The organism is Lacrimispora struthionigena, from assembly GCF_048627165.1.
In the GTDB taxonomy this organism is placed as follows: Bacteria; Bacillota; Clostridia; order Lachnospirales; family Lachnospiraceae; genus Lacrimispora.
On sequence record NZ_JBMBWP010000001.1, the window covers coordinates 876,516 to 895,102 of the forward strand.

Below are 18,587 nucleotides of genomic sequence, written 5' to 3' on the forward strand. Positions count from 1 at the left end.
AACTTTTATAGTTCGTTTCTAACAATAGAAAAAGAAAAGCTCTTTCTGCTGAATGAACCAGTAGTGAGGGCTTTTCTTTTTCTATAAAGCAAAACTTTTTTGATTCAGTATTTGAACCTTTCCAAACCAGGAGTCCCCCTTTTGAATTGAAATTCAGATAACCTGGCATAGGTATATTTGATATATTGCCAATAAATTAATATTATGGTAAAATAAATAAATTATAAATATTTATAATATAGTCAATATAATGAATAACAAGGTCCACCAACAGGGGCTTAGTTGCTTAAGAAGGGGAATGAGAATGAGAACAAAATATGTATTAACTATGTTAGTAGTTGCATCGGTATTATCAGGATGCCAGAGTAAAAAGGCCAGTGATGATTCTATGAATGTGGAGACCCAGCCGATTCGTATTGAGCAGAGCAGTTCAGAAGAGACAAAGGGTACGAAAGAAGAGATAAGTTCCAGTGAAGAAGCCCAGACAAAAAGTAAATCCAACGGAACATCTAAAAAGGAGGAAACAACTGGCAACCAAGAAACAAAAGTTGACATAAATCAGAAGGATGTATCCAATACAGAGAAGCAGAATTCTGGAGTATCAAAAATAATAGAAGGAAAACAATTGGTAGATGGTCAGGAGGTTCCTGTAAAAGCAACACTTAAACTGGAAAGCATCCAAAGGGGAGATGAGGCTTATAAACTGCTGTCCAAAGGTAATGCAGAGCTGACAAAACCGGCAGATGATATGGAATATATAGTCGTAACATTTAATGTATCATATACTGAAGGAGAAGCAGAAGAACTTTATCTTGCAGAAAACAGGGGTTCTATGGAGAGTGGAAAATTGTATTTTGCACTTTCTAATGGTGACAGTAATGGGGAGGATGTATCATCATATCTGGAAAATAACATATATAATCTTTCAATGGTCAAAGGGGAAAGTAAGCAGGGAGCAGTTGCTTTTTTACATAAAAAAAATAGCAAAGAGCCGCTGTATTTTATAGGTTTTAATACAAAAGCTGAGTTTGATATCAATAATTAAGTAATACATTAGAATTTAAAAGAGGTTTACATTTTATCGCCTTCGTTCTTTTTAATAAGTGTACATGTACATTAAAAAAGAACGGAGGTATTATTATGAGTTTTTCAACATCACAAGCAGGTATTAATTTAATTAAATCTTTTGAAGGTTTGAGACTGAAGGCGTATCAGGATTCTGTAGGAGTGTGGACTATAGGTTATGGGCATACCTCTGGTGTGTATTCCGGTATGACGATCACAGAAGCACAGGCCGAGGCGTATTTGAAGTCTGATCTAAAATCAGCTGAGAATACAGTAAACAATAAAGTTACATATGCCATTCGTCAGAATCAGTTTGATGCGCTGGTATCTTTCACATTTAATTTAGGTGGGGGTAACTTTAGTTCTAGTACGCTTCTTAAAAAGTTAAACAAAGGAGATATTAACGGAGCAGCCGATGAATTCGACAAGTGGATTCATGCTGGTGGTAAGGTGCTCGACGGATTGGTTAGAAGGCGGGCAGCAGAAAAGGAAATGTTTTTATATGGGACTTCTAGTGGTGGAACCACAACAGGAGATTCTACAATTAGAGCATTTCAGAGCTGGCTGAACAGTAATTATTCCTCTGGTCTGACAGCGGATGGATTATACGGTTCTAATACAAAGAAAGCAGCAACAAAAGCATATCAGAGAATTCTTGGTGTGACTGCAGATGGTGTGTTTGGAGCTGGCTCCAAAGCAGCTGTAAAAACATTGAAATCCGGAGATAAAGGAAATGCAGTTCATATTTTGCAAGGGATGCTCTATTGCAGGGGATTTGATCCAAATGGAGTAGATGGCGTCTTTGGAAGTGGAACAACTTCAGCTGTTAAACGTTTCCAATCAAGCAAAGGCCTTAGTGCTGACGGATTAGCTGGCCCTGGTACGATGTACGCTCTTTATAATTGAGGTGTTGCAGGTTAATGAAAACTTATAAATTGATAGAATAGGTACCCGAGAGGAATCCTATTGTAAAACCAGTTAAAGACATCTCAGTTAGTAGAAATATGAGGTGACCCCTAAAAGTTAGACTTTATGGCGAGGTGGATTTTTCCGCTTCGCCTTTTTCTTTTATGCTGCCAAGAGGCTGAGTCTGTATTGCACAGGACTCATCCATCCTAGTTTCTCTTTAATTCGTTTCTCATTGTAATACTTGATAAATTTTTCTATTTCACTTTTTAGTTCTTCGAAACTATAATACACAACACCATAATAAATTTCTTGTTTTAAAAGTCCGAAAAAGTTCTCCATAACAGAATTGTCGTAACAGTTCCCTTTTCGTGACATACTCTGAAAGATTCGTTCTTCTCTGAGGCGATGAGAGTATGCTTTCATTTGGTAAGCCCAGCCTTGATCTGAATGAAAGGTTCTGCGATATGGGCAATCAGATGTTATTTTTATTGCTTCATTTAATGCATTCATTACATTAACAGCCAATGGATGTTTATCAATAGCAAAACTTAAGATTTCACCATTACACATATCCATAAATGGATCCAGGTACAGCTTATGCATTGCCATATGTCCCTTGCAATCGACTTCATAGTATTTAAACTCAGTAGTATCTGTCGTAATCTTCTGATGAGGTATAGAAGTTTTAAATCGTCTCCTGATTCTATTGGGTGCTACAGTTCCAACTTTCCCTTTGTAAGAACTGTATTTACGGCTCTTTCTGGTAAAGGAGAATACCTGAAGATTAAGCTTTTGCATAATTCTCTGTACTTTCTTCTTGTTAACCGTAAATCCTTGATTACGAAGTTCTCCATACATACGACGGTATCCATAATCTTTGTTATTTTTATGAATTTCTAAAATTTTATCTTCAAGTTCCTGATTAGGATTTTCTCTATCAAATCTTTTTTGCCAATACATATAAGTTGCTTTTGGAAATCCAATAACTGCGAGAATGTCTTTTAGTCTGTATTCTCCTCGGAGGCTGTAGACGATTCTCGCTTTTCTTTCAGAAGAGCTTCCTCCTCTAAACGCAGCCTCCTCAGTTCTTTTAAATAAGCATTCTCAATCCTAAGTTTTAGAAGTTCGTCCTCAAGTTGCTTTACATGTTCAGCACTAGTATCAACTGGAGTAATCTCAGTAGGCTGAATATCTTGTTTTCTTCTAAATAAATCCAATGATTTCTTACGTCCCTTCTTCTTTGGTCTCAAAGCATCAGGACCGGCAATTCTGTAATCATTTACCCACTTTGCAATTAATGCATTATTGTTAATTCCTTCAGAAAGAGCCAGCTCTTGATATGAAACTTCACTTGATAAGTATAACTCTACCACACGAAGCTTATATTCAAAAGAATAACTCTCATTTTTTCTAGAACGAAATAGTCCTTCATCACCAAATTTCTCGTAATAATGAACCCAATTTAAAACTTGACGCCTATTCGTAACTCCAAACTTCTCAGCTAGAAACGTATATCCACCTTTTCCTTGTAGATATGCATCAACCACCTGTTTTTTAAATTCAAAACTGTATTTTGACATAATAAAACCGACCTCCAATCGTTAGATTCTAGGTCTAACTTTTGGGGGTCGGTTCAATACTATCAGAGATGTCTTTTTTTGCGTTCTTAAAGCCAAACTAAAATGGAGAAAGGAAGTGATCTAAGGAGATTGTAGCTTATAGATTGCGGTCTCCTATTTTAATACTTAATTCGTTTAAGATGCTTGTCTAATCTAAGACAAATTATAATTAGAATTTTAACATTTTTATTGATTAGAAAAAAACACCGTGTTATAATGGTTACATAAAAATTGAAAGGAGGATTTGTTATGAAAAATATTATATTAAGTGAGGTATTTGGCATTTAACTTAATATTGGGATGCATTAAAAGAGATAGCCATATGTGGCTTTATTTTTAATGCTATCATAACTAATCTTCTTGTGAATATGAAAAAAGTATGGTCACATGTGGTTGGTGTGGCTATTTTTGTACCCTAAATTAGGTTAAATGCCATTCTGTTTGAAATTTGACAAAGAAAATAAAAGGATGGTTATTAATGAAAAAATCACATATTGATAGAGATGATGAACTGGTTTACGCAGATGTAGATAAATATGCGAAAATGTGCAGGTTTAACAATTGCATGCATCAAAATGAACCGGGGTGCGCTGTCATAACAGCCATAGTTAACGGGGAATTAACAGAGGATGATTTAAAACAATACTTTAAAATATTAAGAGCAAATGAATTTGATAACAACAAAACAGAATATAATCATAAATGGAAGAACTTCGCAGTTAATCTTAGTAAATCTAGCAAGAAAAGTAATTCTAATAACAAGAGTGAGTTTGAGTTGTTAGAACAGGAAACGGCTCAGTTACAAGAGGAATCAAATATGAATGTGTGAGAAATTAAATGAATATAGTATGATAAGGAGACCAGCTATGAAAAGTCAAGCATAAATCAGCAAAAAATTTCTTTTTCGTATCAAAGGTAAAATAGGGTAACTTTAATAAAGCTCCCTGAGGGTGCTTTTTCAAAATCTATCGATATTGGTATACAGACCTCTTATTCGAGGTTAAATTCAACTTCGTCAGTAAGCATCTTCCAGATGATTCTGACTAACTTGCCGGAACAGTGCCCAAGGGCATTATAGTGAGTTCGGCCTTCTGCCCTCTTGGCATCATAATAAGCCTTGAAGGTGTCGTTGTTTCTTACAACGTTCCAAGCTGCATTTACTAGGGCATATCGCAGTACACGAGAGCCACGTTTGGACATACGAGTTCGTTTAGCCTGAAAATTACCAGACTGATATACGGACGGATCTAAACCAGCAAAAGCAAGCAGCTTGTTAGGACTTAAGAAACGGTGAATATCACCTATTTCACCAAGAATCATTCCGCCATTTATGTATCCGATACCAGGAATGGTCATGATGACTGATTCATTGAAATTCATGATGTCCGTCATTTCTGCTTCAATCTTATTTAATTGGCTATCCAGTAACTCGATTTGTTGAATGGTCTGGGTTATCTGAATAGATATAGCGCTGTCGTTTGCACCGACAGACTTCTGTGCCAGAACTCTTAATTCTTTGGCCTGCTCCTTTGTAAAGTGACCATGAGACTTCACTTTGAGCAGATTTGCCAGATGAGTCATATGCATGGAAGCAATCTCGTTAGGAGAAGGTGCTTCATTAAGAAGGGCATAGACAGCATTCTGATGCAGACCGGATTTAAAGAAGTATTGCAATTCGGGGAAGACCTGATCAACATAGGTCGTCAGTTGGATTTTAAGGCGGGTTCGCTGTTTTATCGTTTTCTGGCGAAAGCGCCCAAGAGCTTTTAAGTCCATCAGATCAAGATCATAGAAGCTGACGAACCGTAAGGAATCCTGCATCATTAGAGTTTTAGCAATAACGTAAGTGTCGACCTTATCTGTCTTAGTTTTGCGAATGTTGTTCTTTCGCATCTGAGACGTCTTAATAGGGTTGAGAACACACACTCTGTAAAGACTGGCAACAAGGTATCGAACAAGGTTGTCACCGTAGTGTGCCGTCGACTCAAGACCGATGATGGTGCTGTCCTTATCGAATGATTCGATTTTGGAAATCAGCAGTTGGAAGCCATCAGCGTCATTTGTGAATTTGAACGGCTCAATGAGTATCTCGCCCTCCGAAGAAACGGCAGCGGCGAAATGGTTAAGTTTGGCAATATCAATACCAACGTAAATCATGAGGTTGTACCTCCCTTTCGTAAGATCTGATACCGTGATATCCACCAGCGATTATCATCGTAGACTTGATTGAAATAAGTACTCATTGGAACAAAGTGCTCCGGTACATCCAGCATATAAACAATTCAGATAAAGGTAGCGGCAATACACTCCAGTTGAGTAGTCAAAGCTACAGGAAAAAATCAAAAGTCCACAGTATCTGAATGTATTATAACCACGATATTAAAAAGAAAGGAACGTGTGATAATTAACTTCCTAATTATCATACAAGAAAGAAATGAAGAATATTGCTGAAATAAATTTTGACAAAGTAGTTTTGGATTGTAAAAATCCTGTAACACTTTCTGATTTTTATATTAATTTGCTGGGCTGGAATAAATGTTATGAAGCTGATGATTTTATTATTATATATTCAGAAAAGTGCAACGTAAACATTGGTTTTCAAAGGAATGAAATGTATGTTCCTCCAGTATGGCCCGAAGAGGTTAACAAGCAACAGCAAATGATGCACCTTGATTTTAGTATGGAAAAAGCAAAGCTTCAGGAATGGATTGATTACGCATTAAAACTTGGAGCAAGAAAAGCAGATGTACAATACGGAGATTGGGCTGTAATGCTTGACCCAGAGGGACATCCGTTTTGCTTTGATGTAATGTAAGTAGATAATGTCTTAAGAAACCATAGACTATTGAGTGATAGTCTATGGTTTCTTAAATGTTACACTTGACACAATAGCAAACGCGTGTCACTAAATACTGATCATATATTATGATTAGAATACATTGGCCTGGACTGGTAAGACTGGGAGTAATATGTTATTATAAAGATAGCACGTACTTAAGATGTTTTAGAAAGGATAGAAGGCATGGGTGTAAAAAGAATCTTACCAATAGGAAATGATGATTTTCGTAAATTACGTGAAAATGGATCCTATTACGTGGATAAAACATTAATGATAAAGGATTTTATAGAAATGCAGGATGAAGTTACACTGATTGCCCGTCCAAGAAGGTTTGGAAAGACATTAAATGTGACGATGCTAAAGGAATTTTTTGATATAGAAAAGGATAGCAGAGATATTTTTAATGGTCTGGCAATTATGGATACGGAATACGCGGATCAGATTAATTCAAGACCTGTTATTTATTTTACTTTTAAAAATTCTAAAGGAACCACGGTGGAGGAGCTGACTGCCCAATTAAAACTGGCGATGCAGGAGCAATATGGTTACTATGAAGAAAAATTCAGAGATAAACTAAACAAAAATTCTTTTAGTGCAAAAAAATTTTATGAATCCTACGATTTGTTAATGGATCAGAAATCCACACATATCTATTTGTCTGGTGTGTTATTGGATTTAACCAGGGTTGTTTATGAATTCTATCATATACGCCCGATACTTTTAATTGATGAATATGACCAGCCAATTATGAGCAGTTACGAATACGGATACCATAACCAGCTGGGCCCTTTTTTTGCCAATCTTTATGGGGGTGCGATGAAGGGAAATTCATCACTTGGTCAGGCTCTTATCACGGGAGTACAGAGAGTTGCTAAGGAAAGTATATTTTCTCAGTTTAATAATGCCAGAGTTTACACGGTAATGCACAAACAATATGCATCTTATTTTGGTCTTACTGTTGGGGAGACAGAAAAACTTTTAACTGATTATGGTTTGATTTTGGACGAAAATGTACGTATGAAGTATGATGGTTACCGGTTTGGAGGAGTAGAAATATACAATCCATGGTCTGTTTTAAACTATGCTGATATAGACTCATTAGATAACTATTGGATTAATACATCCTCTAACTTTTTAGTGAAACAAGCACTGCGGACAGCAGATAAGCGATTTTGGGAAGACTTTGATCAATTGGCATCAGGAAAAGAAATATCTGTATGGCTTACGTTAGAAACTTCATATATAGAACGAGATAGTAATTATAGTTTGTGGGGACTTCTGGTGAACTCAGGCTATCTGACTGCCTTAAAACGGATTGATTCCAATACAGCAGTGGTGAAAATTCCTAATGATGAAGTGATGTCAGAATTTCAAGTATTGATTGCCGAGATATCAGGTGTTGACGGAATGGACTTGCAGCAAATGCTTTCTTGCCTGATTAATAAAGATATGAAACGGTTTTTTGATTTATATCAGGATATTGTCATATCTTGTACCAGTTACATGGATGCCAAGGAAAATGCATATCACATGCTGTTTTTAGGAATGTGCATTACACTAAGAGGTACTTACAAGGTAACAAGCAACATAGAAGCCGGATTCGGGAGAAGTGATATCACTCTGGAAGCATTGATGCCTGCTCATAGTCATGTAATTATTGAGTTTAAACAGGGGGAAGATTTGGAACGGCTTAGGGAAGAGGCTTTACAACAGATAATTGATAATCAATATTATACAGGATTATCAGGAGAGGTTCTGTGCGTTGGTTTAGCACATGACAAGAAAAGATGCAGTATGGTGCATAAGATCATGCAGATATAAATGTTATTTGAACAGGGCCGTGCCAGACGCATGGCTCTATTTAATGAAAATCTGTGTTCAGAAAGTTGTCATCAACTTATGGACATAATTTGATAAAATGAATTGGAGCTGATCATATTCGCTTACTTTTTTCTTTACAGAACAACCATTACAAACTATACTTTCCTTAAAGAGATTGATGATCATCTAAATGCCGCTATTATTGTATTAGCAGGGGAGGAATACCATGGAAATCGTTATCGTGACCGTACCAAACCCATATGGATTACATGCAAGACCGGCCAGTTTACTGTCAAAGCTCGCTATGGGATTTAAAAGTGAAATTACCGTCTATAAAAATGAAGACCTCACCAGGAAATATAATGCAAAGAATGTACTTTCCTTAATGGATATGAACGCAATAAAGGGGGACAGGCTGACGTTTGAAGCCCAGGGCGAAGATGAAAAAGAAGCGATTTTATCTATAGCAAACTTTGCAGAAAGCGGCTTTGGAGAATAGGAGACATACTATGAGATTAAATCGGTTAACAGAAAATATATACTATACGGAATGCGATTCCAACAGCGATCGCCCTGTTTTGGGTTATATCAATGGGGATCGATGTTCGGTAATGGTTGATGCAGCAAGGCTTAAAAAAGCCGAAATATTGTATTATAACACACTGGCATTGGGATCATACATATGGTCTGCATGCCATTGATGCAGAAACAATTGCACATACAAAGACCAACCAGGAATTGGTCAGAATGTCTTCCTGGGAATTTACCGATTCCAAAATGAAAGAGCGGTTGATATCCGGCGAAGAAATCTCGTTTGCAGATGAGCACATCCGGGCAGAGTATCCAAAATTAAAAGAAATAAAGGTAGTTCCAGCACTGATAACCTTTGAGCAAAAAATGGTATTAGACTGCGGAAACATTACATGCGAATGTATGCACCTTCCCTCCGCCCATAGTGATGATTCCGTGGCTGTTTTCATTCCAGAGGAAAGAGTGATATTTTTAGGTGATATTTATAATGATGACTTTTATCAAAATCATTACAGAGATCTGGAAAAAACAAAACAATTATATGAGGAATTATGTATGATTGATTTTGAGTTGGCAGTAGTGGGTCACAGTGAGCCAGTTAGGAAAGAAAATATTTTGAACTTTTTGCACCGGTTCTTTTAAAAAGCAGGATAAAGTAAGAGGGAATATGAATGACACAAGAAACAATAAATAAGATATTGCAATTTCGTGATGAACGCGACTGGAGACAATTTCATAATCCCAAAGATTTAGCCATATCAATTTCTCTGGAAGCGGCTGAACTATTGGAAGTTTTTCAGTGGAGTGCTGAGGATGTGAAATGCACAGAGAAGATGGACAAGATAAGAGAAGAATTAGCTGATGTAATAAATTACTGTGTGCTTATGGCAGATGCGTGCGGTCTTGATATAGATGAGATTGTACAGGCGAAGATTAAGAGAAACAATGAAAAGTATCCAGTAGAATTAGCGAAGGGCAGTAAGGAAAAATATGATCAGCTAAAACAGAAATGATTCAGAGAAACGATTAGCACCTGTTCACATAAGACAAGGGGGATGAGGATAAATGCCTCAATTTGATTATGGAAAAATCGGATATCAATTAAATATTGATGGCAAGTATTATAACAGTCTTGATATAGAAGCATTCTCTCTTATGATGAAGAACCCGTCATACTGCTATAAGTTCTATTGGCTTGAGGCAATCGTTCATTTAATTTCAGAAGGATTAAAAGAGACCAGCTTTAACGATATTATTGATGAGATGATTGCAAATGCGTGGTATACGGTTTTAGAATTTCATATTCATCTAAGCGGTGTGATTGAAGGACGGATTAAAGATGGGTTGGAAAGGGCTATATTTACACTGCAGGAGTTAAGCCAACTTCCAGGAAATGCTTCCAAGATAGAGATTAAGAATAAGATAAAGCAGTATGATAAAGAATTAGCGCTTTATAAAGATCAGTTAACTCATATGGTTCCATATCGGGCGCTTTCAGGATTTTTTGATAAGTATAATGAAAGAGCAGATTGGGGTAGTACTCAAAGAATGGTATCTTATATTGAACGTGTCAATCAGATATCATTATTGCCCTATACACTTGGAACAGGAAGTAAACTTAAGAAAGAAGTCTATTTTAATGAATCATGGATGAAGATGATTCAGGACAATACCGTATCAATTCTTGGCTGGATTCAGTATGAAAAGGTAAAGTGGCTTCAGAATAATAATCCTGAAGTCCCAGGTCTTATCTATAAGCTGGCACCAATGGATGAAAAAATGCGCAGGCTTAATAGCGTTAGGAAACTTTGGGAGGCAGTTTTGGATGAGAAACCTATCGTGGATGTCTTTAAAAATTCACCAATAGTAAAGGGAAGTTACGATGTGGATCATTTTATTCCCTGGTCCTTCGTAATGAACGATGAATTATGGAATTTAATGCCTATGGATTCCGCTTTAAATTCATCGAAAAGTAATAAGCTTCCAAAGTGGGATCCGTTTTTTGGACGATTTGCAAGTAACCAGTATATTTTGTATGGCATAATTCATGATGAAAGAAAGCCAGGTATTAGAAAAAAGTACGAATCTTGCTTTCGGGATAATTTGCATTCCATATGGGCTAATCAGGAGCTATATAGAAAAGGAAATTCTAAAGACGAATTTTATCATATTCTTGAGAAAAACATGCAGCCGGTCTATGATTCGGCAAGAAGACAAGGGTACCAAATCTGGTAAAAGGGGAATGGGTACATGACAAAAGAAGAATTGGCTGAAATTAGGAATGGGTTTGAAACGGCATATGTTGATGGAACGTTTTCATCTAATTTGGCTTACAAACCTCAGTTTGTTTCAAATAATCATAGAGAAGGTAAAAAAGTACTATCGACTATAGAGAATGAGCTTTTAACATGTGAACAGTTTCAAATAAGTGTTGCTTTTATAGCAATGGGGGGGAATTACTCCCCTTCTTCAGACGTTAAAGGAACTTGAGAAGAAAAATATTCCTGGAGAGATTTTAACAACCAATTATTTAAATTTTAGTGAGCCTAAGGCATTAAAAAAGTTAAATGAAAAAAGGGAATTATGTTGCGGCATATGCACCCTATGGATATGTGAAAAGCCCAGAGGATAAACACCAGTTGGTAATTGATATGGTGGCATCCCAAATTGTAAAGCGGATTTTTAAGGAGTACAAAGCAGGTATTTCCATGTATAATTTGCAAGAAATCTGAATGATGAGGGTATCGTGTCACCAGGAATTTATATTGGTGAAATGGAAGGGAACGAGCAAATGCTTGCCAGATATAAACAAAGAAAACCACTTTGGAATACAGTAGCTATCATACGAATTCTGGATAATGAGCAGTACACTGGAACATTGGTGTATAACCGTTATGAGAGTAAAGAAGTTGGTGCCAGAAGATGTGTGACTCTTCCAGAAGAGGAATGGAAACGGATAGAAAACTGTCATCCACCGATTATTTCAAAGAAGGACTTTCTGAAAATTGCAGAGCTTCGGAAAGAAAATACAAAGTGCTTTACCGATGGGAAACGTCATGCAAGGCATTGTCTTGTAGGTAAGATGAAATGTGGCGATTGGGGTCATACGCTAGCGCATACTTATAGTGGTCGCCCTAAATATTATTGCAATAAGAGATATATGGATCAGAGTAGTGGGGATTGTAGAATAAGTATTCTGGATGCGGATATTGAAGAAGTAGTTCTTGGTATGCTTCAGCAATATGCAGATGTACGGGTGGATTCCAGGTCAGTGATAGATGTACAACGTTCTAAGAATAAAGAGCGCCTTGTTACGGCAGAAAAACATCTGTCTGATATGGAACGCACAATGACACTTTTGCAGCAGGATCTCCGTGCAAGTTATGAAGCATACAAAACGGAGGTGACAGATAAAGATACTTATTTGGAGCAGAAGAAAATGTATGAGCAGATGATGGAGAAAATGCAGGAGAATATAGAAAAACAGCAGGTCGCGGTCAAACAGCTTTCGGCTATGGAGGTGCCTGAGGCAGCAGGTTTGGAGATGCTGGATGGGAATATTCAGCTGACGAAATTGACGAAGGAGCTTGTGGATATGTTTGTGGAAGAGATTGTTTTATTTGGTGGGGAGAGGCTGGAGGTGAAGTGGAAGTTTAACAGAAACATTGTAGTTTGATTGTTGAGAAAAATGTAGATTTAGGAGTATAATGTAAAATAACGTGTTAATTATGGGGCATATCGGGGAGGTAGAATAATTATGAGTAATAGTGTAGTATTTCACAAACTAAAGAATCAATCAATATTTCGACAAGAATTTATGAACATGCAGGATGATAATCGAATTGTATTTGGCAAGGGTAGGTTTACAAACCTTGCTGTTTTGTACGCTCCAAATGGTACAGGAAAAACAAGTATGGTCAATGTTTTAAACGAGAAAAATAGTAATTCAGATTGTTCATATGAAGTGAAATATAGAAAAATAACATATACGAATGAAAACAACACTCTTTTTTATGTAATACAAGATCATAGAAATCGAAATATTATCAAAGTGAAAGAAAGTGATTATATTATTGGCGATAATATTCAGAGAGAATATATGTTAAAAGAGGAAATTGATAAGTCACTTGATGAATTGGTTAATAATGTAATATATAAAGGTTTAAGGGATTACGGATATTCGGCAAAAAGTAATCTACAATTTGAAGTGTTCAATAATCAAAAATTGGCAGATATGTGTAAAATCCTAATTCCTGCATCAAGAAAGAACTTTTCGTGTAAGGAATTAATGGAGTTCATTTTATTATTAGAAAAACTTGATGTACCTGAGCATGAAGAGGAAAAGTTACTATATTTGAAAGATAATTATACTGACAAAAATTCTATTCTTTATAGATTGCTACAATTAGAAGGAAAATCAATTGCTACAGATAGAAGAGTTATAGTAATTGGAAGAAATAATGAAGCTATTCATTTGGTTAAAAGATATTTTGATAGCAAAGTTTGTGTGGTATGTGATAATGTGGATTATCATCCAGAGGAAATAATAACAAAGAAATCCTCTGAGAATAAAGAAATTCTAGATAATATGGATTCAACAAGTAGAGATGTGCTAGAAAAAATCATTCAGGTAATAGATGAAAATAAAGACCCTTTTAAAGTTAAGAAAATTTTGTTGATGTTTCTCCAAGAGGGAGATTCTGGACAATTAGAAAATTTAATTGATGAAGTAAAGCAGTATGTAAGAACTAATGAAGCAATTGTGCAGAATTATTTGCATGATATTTTTGAGAAACACAACTTAAAAAACAAGATTGAAGATTATAATTCGTTAAATAAAGAACCACCACAAATTACGGAGGAAGATTTGCTTTTTGTCAAAGAATTTGTTAAAAATGCTATTGGTAGAGAAATAAATCTTGTAAGAGATAATGATAATATACGACTTACAATAGATAATAGAAATTTGTACAATAGTAATTTTGACGATTTGCATTTAAGCACTGGAGAACAAAATTTTATTTCACTGACATTTGAGTTTTTAAAAGCAAGGAATAGATCAGAAGAGATAATAGTATTAGATGATCCTATTTCGAGTTTTGATTCAATTTATAAGAATAAGATTGCATTTTCTATAATCAAGTTCCTTCAAGCTAAAAATGTAATCGTATTGACTCATAATACGGATTTAATACGATTGTTAGAACATCAATTAAATAATTCATTTACCCTATATTTGTTAAATAATTTTGATGGTGCAAGAAATGGGTTTGTATCTGTTAATAATAAAGAAAAAGAAATATTGCTTGGAATCGATAAATTTTTGAATTTGTTAAGAAACAGAGATGAAATAGTAATTAATAATGAAAAATTGTTTTTGATATCGCTTATTCCTTTTATGAGGGGATACGCGAATCTAATAGGTGATAATGCTACTTATAGGCATCTATCCAAGGTTATGCATGGATATGAATACTCTAGAATTAATATTACTAAAATCTACAATAAGCTGTTTTGTAAAAACGGAGAAGGTAATGGTCGAATAGAAGATATGTACTATGTCTCTGTTAAAGATATTTTACAGCTGAATATTAATGACAATTTTATTGTAGATAATACTAAATATCCTTTGCTTAATAAAACCTTGTATCATTCAGTATGTTATCTTTTCTTGAGATTAAAGGTAGAGCGATGTTTGACAAGGCAGTTTAAAATACGTACAAAAGGAAGAAAATTACTTTTAACAAATATATTAAACGAGTCCTTGGTTGATGATAAAGTTTTTGATGAAAGAGAAAAAATGATTATTCGACTTGCTAAAGCAAAATTAGCATCTAAAAAAACATTGCTGAATGAGTTTAACCATTTTGAAGGAAACTTAAGTATTTTTCAGCCAGCAATAGATATTTCGGATGATATTTTAAACAATGAGATATTAGAGATTAATGAAATATTAGTTTCAGTACAAAATTTGAAAACGATGGTCTGTTAGAGCTCAAACGGGTATAAGGAATAGTAATTAAGGGGTGGCTATTTTGAGGTTTAGATAAATAAAAATAAGAGGTGTGAGAAATGAATGAGGAAAAGATAATAGATGATGTTGTAGAATTATGGAAAATCATATGTACATATGGGGCTATTGATGAGAAGTACTATGATAAGGATTTAATTAAGGAGTTGAAAATTGCGTTAGGAGGAAAACATAATGAATCAATTGAAACAATACTAAGTACAAACAATATTTCACTTGAAAAATTTATATCAGAATTTTTCAAAGTTACTAAATCTTTTTCTGAAATGTTAAATGGCCTACTTGAAATGTTTGAAGAAGCAAATGCATATACGAGCGATCATAACATAAATTTGGAATTCAATTTTAATACTAGCAAATGTTTCTCATTTGACATAAATCATTTTAAGTCGATGAAGGAACAGGTCCAGAAGATAGAGAAAGAATTTGTCTACCTGTATATTAGTGAATTGGTTTCCTGGGGCCTAATAGATCCATTTAGAAAAGTTACAAATTGGCAAAGTAAAATTACTGATATAAAAGCAATTAATTGGTTGAAGGAATACGATGAAAATAAGTGGCCTAAATCACTATTAGAATGTCCTCAAACAGGAAATAATGAGTTGGATGAGTATATTGTAAAAGTATGGAATATTTGGGATATATTCTTAAATGAATGTAAAAGAGTATTTGATAATCCGAATGATGCAAAGGCAAAAAGGGCAGAAAATGAAGAATGGCCATTTTATTATCTATTGCTAGATAAATGGCCTTATATATTTGTTGATAATTTGTTTAAGTTTACTTACTACTTTGATATACTAAACGAAGCGGAAAAGTTGGCTTTATCAAAGAAAGTTATAGAAAGTTTAAACGAAATTTTTAACTATTCATCTATAACTAAAGATAAACATAAAGTTTGGGAAAAAACGATTAAAGAATTTCTTAAATTACCAGTATGGAAACATAGATATGAATTGTATTCAGTATGGGTTTGTACAGAGATTATGGGAGCTTTAGATAAATATAATATTGAATACAATGTAATAGACGGAAAACTTTCATTTTCATTTGGTGGTTCTCATATTGCTTCAATTGTTAATTCTCACCCAGAATTGCAGATTTGGGCTGAATTAAAAACTGAATGGGAAAAAGGGGAAACTAAAAATAGAAAATCAAGAGGCAAACATATTCAACCGGATTATAGTTTGGTTGTTTTACCTATTGAGGATGTAAGATCAACTTTGGTTGTAGTTGAGTGTAAACAGTATAAAAAACCAAGTAGGAAAAATTTTAGCGAAGCTTTAGAGGATTATGCAGACGGACGACCAGAAAGTAAGGTGATTCTTGTTAATTATGGGAAAATTCCTTCGAAATTGATTGAAAAAATAGAGTCAGAAAATAAAAGTAGAATGTTGGCTTTTGGTAAGTTCATTCCAAGATCTACTGAAATTGCTGAGTTTAAAAATCAAATTATAACTACTATAGATAAATACTATAATTCTCCGGGAAAAACAATAATAAGTAATTACATGCTAGATACTTCAGAAGAACTTTCGATTATTCTTGAGTGGAATGAGAAACCTAGGGACTTAGATTTAAGTTTAATTATTAAAGATGTTAACGACTCTATGGAAATATCATATAAAAATTCTGGAAAGAAGGAACAATTTCCGTTTTGTGAATATAAAGTGGATGTGCGGAATGGATTTGGACCAGAAGAAATTATTATTTCAAAATGGTTAAATAAAGATTACACAATTATTGTTCATAACTTTTCGAAGGAAGTTGATTTACAAGCAAGCTCAGCGCGTATTACGTTGAGACAAGGAATAAAAGAATATCAAATTGATATTGCTAATAACAGTGAGAATGGGGAAGTGTGGGAAGTTGGAATTATTCGAGGTAGTACTGGTGAATTAGTACAGTTAAACAATATAGTTAAGACCTTCAATGAAGATTGATTCATAAGACGGTTAGGAGATTAGTTTGTATACGATATTGTATACATAAAAGTGCCGTTACGGATTCTTACGCAATAGTGTGATGAGGTATATAATAACGAGTATTCGTTTACACGGTAATAATTTTAATTAGAAATCTAGCGGTGTAGCCACCAGGCGATTGCAAAGCGGGAATCATACCCCGCCACCGTATTTGATTTCAGGTTACCTGGAATCGAGACAATTAAATAACCTATCCATGTCACACCCTTGACACGAGTGGGAACAGGAAAAACTTATGCTTCAGCATTTGCAATGCGTGAGCTTGAGTTTAAAAGAGTATTATTTCTAGTTCATAGAGGGCAGCTTGCACGTCAGTCCAGGAAATCTTATCAAAAGGTATTTGCAACAGTACAGACTTTGAACAGAGATGAACATTTATTTAAATATAATTATGAAGAGTTTGATTGTATTATACTGGATGAAGCTCATTATATCTCTGCAGTTACTTATCAAAAAGTAATGAATTATTTTAAACCCAGGCTTTGGCTTGGCATGACGGCAACCCCTGATACGCGAAATGATAATGTCGCGGAGAAGAATATTTACGAGATTTTTAATTATCAAATAGCTTATGAGATTCGTCTTCAGCAGGCTATGGAAGAAAACATGCTTTATCCATTTCATTATTTTGGAATCAGCGACATTTCAATGATGGATGATAAGAAGATTAAAGCCAAAAACATTTCTGAAAGAGATTTTAATCAGTTAATTGGGGCTGAACGAGTACGACATATTATTGAGCAAGCTAATTATTACGGATATAGTGGCGATAGAGTAAAGGGATTAATATTTTGCAGCCGAATAGACGAGTCTGAAGAACTATCAGCAAGATCATTAATCCGTCAAATGGTAAATTATATAGAACAATCGCCTTGAATGGCAATGCCTCTGAGGAGGAACGGCAGGAAGCATTTGAGAGGTTGGCAATGGATAAAGATGTTGATTTTGAAAACAGACAACCCTTGGATTACATATTTTCAGTAGAAATCTTAAATGAAGGTGTAGATATTGTTGAAGTTAATCAGGTAATTATGCTTCGACCTACGCAGTCACCGATTGTATTTATTCAGCAGTTGGGAAGAGGTCTAAGGAAGGCGGAAGGAAAAGAATATGTTGTAATTCTAGATTTTATTGGTAATTATAATAACAACTTTATGATTCCAGTCGCATTATCAGGAGATCGTTCTTATAATCCAGATACGATTCAAAAATATATTATTAGTGGAAACAGTACCGTACCGGGTGCTTCTACGGTTCATTTTGATGAGATTGCAAAAGAAAAGATTTTTTCGTCAATTGATAAAATTAAAGGAATGAAATCGATTATCAGAGAAAGCTATATTTCTCTGATAAATCGATTGGGTAGAGTCCCGTATTTTTTAGATTTCTACGTAAATGGAGAAACAGATCCACTTTTAATAATCAGAGAATATAAGACCTATCAGAATTTCTTAGTGTCTGTAGAGAAGGCGCTTTATACAGAAAAGATAACAGAACAGGAAATGATTACATTAGAGTATTTGTCGAAAACGATATTGAGTGGAACAAGACCATATGAACTTGAGATATTAAAGCGCTTTCAAAACCATGAAGTAATTCATGTGGATGAGATTAAACAGGAGTTTCAGGATACCTACGGGTATGAGCTTGACTTAACCTCTTTTAATAATGCGATAGAAGTTCTACAAGGAAAATTTGTAAGTAAAGAGGAAGAGTACAAAAAATATTGTCATATTAATATTGTAAATTACGATGCAAAGAGAACACTGCAAAGACTTAAGAGTTTT

At 34.8% G+C, this 18,587-nt stretch carries 17 protein-coding genes and 1 pseudogene; 16 read left to right on the forward strand and 2 right to left on the reverse strand.

The window, feature by feature from the left end:
* Positions 1-304: 304 nt before the first annotated feature.
* Both ACOAOT_RS04005 and ACOAOT_RS04010 read left to right on the forward strand, forming a co-directional pair.
* Positions 305-1,045, forward strand: coding sequence for a hypothetical protein (locus tag ACOAOT_RS04005; RefSeq protein ID WP_420215793.1), 741 nt, complete (start codon positions 305-307; stop codon positions 1,043-1,045).
* A 95-nt stretch (positions 1,046-1,140) separates the two neighbouring features.
* Positions 1,141-1,971 carry a glycoside hydrolase family protein gene (locus tag ACOAOT_RS04010; RefSeq protein WP_420215794.1) on the forward strand — a complete coding sequence of 277 codons (831 nt, stop codon included), beginning with the start codon at positions 1,141-1,143 and terminating at the stop codon, positions 1,969-1,971.
* A 162-nt stretch (positions 1,972-2,133) separates the two neighbouring features.
* On the opposite strand, the gene ACOAOT_RS04015 is transcribed toward ACOAOT_RS04010, so the two are convergent.
* Positions 2,134-3,554 (reverse strand): IS3 family transposase gene (locus tag ACOAOT_RS04015; protein ID WP_420215795.1). Its coding sequence is split into 2 segments (ribosomal slippage): positions 2,134-3,068 and positions 3,068-3,554, totalling 1,422 coding nucleotides; the frame shifts between segments, so codons are not numbered across the junction.
* Positions 3,555-4,071: 517 nt separating this feature from the next.
* On the opposite strand from ACOAOT_RS04015, the gene ACOAOT_RS04020 reads away from it, so the two are divergent.
* Positions 4,072-4,422 (forward strand): hypothetical protein, encoded by a 351-nt coding sequence (locus tag ACOAOT_RS04020; protein WP_420215796.1) that lies wholly within the window; start codon positions 4,072-4,074, stop codon positions 4,420-4,422.
* Positions 4,423-4,583: 161 nt separating this feature from the next.
* On the opposite strand, the gene ACOAOT_RS04025 is transcribed toward ACOAOT_RS04020, so the two are convergent.
* Positions 4,584-5,750 carry an IS110 family RNA-guided transposase gene (locus ACOAOT_RS04025; RefSeq protein ID WP_420215797.1) on the reverse strand — a complete coding sequence of 389 codons (1,167 nt, stop codon included), beginning with the start codon at positions 5,748-5,750 and terminating at the stop codon, positions 4,584-4,586.
* Positions 5,751-6,027: 277 nt separating this feature from the next.
* On the opposite strand from ACOAOT_RS04025, the gene ACOAOT_RS04030 reads away from it, so the two are divergent.
* The 13 genes and pseudogenes from ACOAOT_RS04030 to ACOAOT_RS04090 all read left to right on the forward strand — a co-directional run.
* On the forward strand, positions 6,028-6,408 hold the full coding sequence (locus ACOAOT_RS04030) for a VOC family protein (RefSeq protein WP_420215798.1): 381 nt from the start codon (positions 6,028-6,030) through the stop codon (positions 6,406-6,408).
* A 207-nt stretch (positions 6,409-6,615) separates the two neighbouring features.
* A complete protein-coding gene (locus ACOAOT_RS04035; RefSeq protein ID WP_420215799.1) occupies positions 6,616-8,253 on the forward strand; it encodes an AAA family ATPase in 1,638 nt (545 codons plus the stop codon).
* 226 nt (positions 8,254-8,479) lie between these two features.
* Positions 8,480-8,752: an HPr family phosphocarrier protein gene (locus tag ACOAOT_RS04040; RefSeq protein WP_420215800.1), complete on the forward strand. Its 273-nt coding sequence runs from the start codon at positions 8,480-8,482 to the stop codon at positions 8,750-8,752.
* 10 nt (positions 8,753-8,762) lie between these two features.
* Positions 8,763-8,954 (forward strand): hypothetical protein, encoded by a 192-nt coding sequence (locus ACOAOT_RS04045; protein WP_420216674.1) that lies wholly within the window; start codon positions 8,763-8,765, stop codon positions 8,952-8,954.
* Positions 8,872-9,426 (forward strand): MBL fold metallo-hydrolase, encoded by a 555-nt coding sequence (locus tag ACOAOT_RS04050; RefSeq protein WP_420215801.1) that lies wholly within the window; start codon positions 8,872-8,874, stop codon positions 9,424-9,426. The genes ACOAOT_RS04045 and ACOAOT_RS04050 overlap by 83 nt, the downstream gene beginning before the upstream one ends.
* Before the next feature lie 29 nt (positions 9,427-9,455).
* Positions 9,456-9,797 (forward strand): nucleotide pyrophosphohydrolase, encoded by a 342-nt coding sequence (locus ACOAOT_RS04055; RefSeq protein WP_420215803.1) that lies wholly within the window; start codon positions 9,456-9,458, stop codon positions 9,795-9,797.
* A gap of 52 nt (positions 9,798-9,849) precedes the next feature.
* Positions 9,850-11,019: an HNH endonuclease domain-containing protein gene (locus ACOAOT_RS04060; protein WP_420215804.1), complete on the forward strand. Its 1,170-nt coding sequence runs from the start codon at positions 9,850-9,852 to the stop codon at positions 11,017-11,019.
* A gap of 15 nt (positions 11,020-11,034) precedes the next feature.
* Positions 11,035-11,274: a hypothetical protein gene (locus ACOAOT_RS04065; protein WP_491711664.1), complete on the forward strand. Its 240-nt coding sequence runs from the start codon at positions 11,035-11,037 to the stop codon at positions 11,272-11,274.
* 256 nt (positions 11,275-11,530) lie between these two features.
* A complete protein-coding gene (locus ACOAOT_RS04070; protein ID WP_420215805.1) occupies positions 11,531-12,460 on the forward strand; it encodes a recombinase family protein in 930 nt (309 codons plus the stop codon).
* An 81-nt stretch (positions 12,461-12,541) separates the two neighbouring features.
* A complete protein-coding gene (locus tag ACOAOT_RS04075; protein ID WP_420215806.1) occupies positions 12,542-14,776 on the forward strand; it encodes an AAA family ATPase in 2,235 nt (744 codons plus the stop codon).
* A gap of 80 nt (positions 14,777-14,856) precedes the next feature.
* A complete protein-coding gene (locus ACOAOT_RS04080; RefSeq protein WP_420215807.1) occupies positions 14,857-16,758 on the forward strand; it encodes a DUF8600 domain-containing protein in 1,902 nt (633 codons plus the stop codon).
* A gap of 258 nt (positions 16,759-17,016) precedes the next feature.
* Positions 17,017-17,676 carry a DEAD/DEAH box helicase gene (locus tag ACOAOT_RS04085; RefSeq protein ID WP_420215808.1) on the forward strand — a complete coding sequence of 220 codons (660 nt, stop codon included), beginning with the start codon at positions 17,017-17,019 and terminating at the stop codon, positions 17,674-17,676.
* Positions 17,673-18,584, forward strand: a pseudogene (locus ACOAOT_RS04090) (DUF8090 domain-containing protein); the annotation flags it as partial. The gene ACOAOT_RS04085 and the pseudogene ACOAOT_RS04090, both read left to right, overlap by 4 nt.
* Positions 18,585-18,587 lie beyond the last annotated feature (3 nt).

Coding starts and splice junctions, on each gene's coding strand:
- ACOAOT_RS04060 (WP_420215804.1), top strand. CDS start 9,850: ATGCCTCAATTTGATTATGGAAAAATCGGATATCAATTAAATATTGAT.
- ACOAOT_RS04075 (WP_420215806.1), top strand. CDS start 12,542: ATGAGTAATAGTGTAGTATTTCACAAACTAAAGAATCAATCAATATTT.
- ACOAOT_RS04050 (WP_420215801.1), top strand. CDS start 8,872: ATGCAGCAAGGCTTAAAAAAGCCGAAATATTGTATTATAACACACTGG.
- ACOAOT_RS04055 (WP_420215803.1), top strand. CDS start 9,456: ATGACACAAGAAACAATAAATAAGATATTGCAATTTCGTGATGAACGC.
- ACOAOT_RS04065 (WP_491711664.1), top strand. CDS start 11,035: ATGACAAAAGAAGAATTGGCTGAAATTAGGAATGGGTTTGAAACGGCA.
- ACOAOT_RS04010 (WP_420215794.1), top strand. CDS start 1,141: ATGAGTTTTTCAACATCACAAGCAGGTATTAATTTAATTAAATCTTTT.
- ACOAOT_RS04040 (WP_420215800.1), top strand. CDS start 8,480: ATGGAAATCGTTATCGTGACCGTACCAAACCCATATGGATTACATGCA.
- ACOAOT_RS04025 (WP_420215797.1), bottom strand. CDS start 5,750: ATGATTTACGTTGGTATTGATATTGCCAAACTTAACCATTTCGCCGCT.
- ACOAOT_RS04005 (WP_420215793.1), top strand. CDS start 305: ATGAGAACAAAATATGTATTAACTATGTTAGTAGTTGCATCGGTATTA.
- ACOAOT_RS04035 (WP_420215799.1), top strand. CDS start 6,616: ATGGGTGTAAAAAGAATCTTACCAATAGGAAATGATGATTTTCGTAAA.
- ACOAOT_RS04045 (WP_420216674.1), top strand. CDS start 8,763: ATGAGATTAAATCGGTTAACAGAAAATATATACTATACGGAATGCGAT.
- ACOAOT_RS04020 (WP_420215796.1), top strand. CDS start 4,072: ATGAAAAAATCACATATTGATAGAGATGATGAACTGGTTTACGCAGAT.
- ACOAOT_RS04030 (WP_420215798.1), top strand. CDS start 6,028: ATGAAGAATATTGCTGAAATAAATTTTGACAAAGTAGTTTTGGATTGT.
- ACOAOT_RS04080 (WP_420215807.1), top strand. CDS start 14,857: ATGAATGAGGAAAAGATAATAGATGATGTTGTAGAATTATGGAAAATC.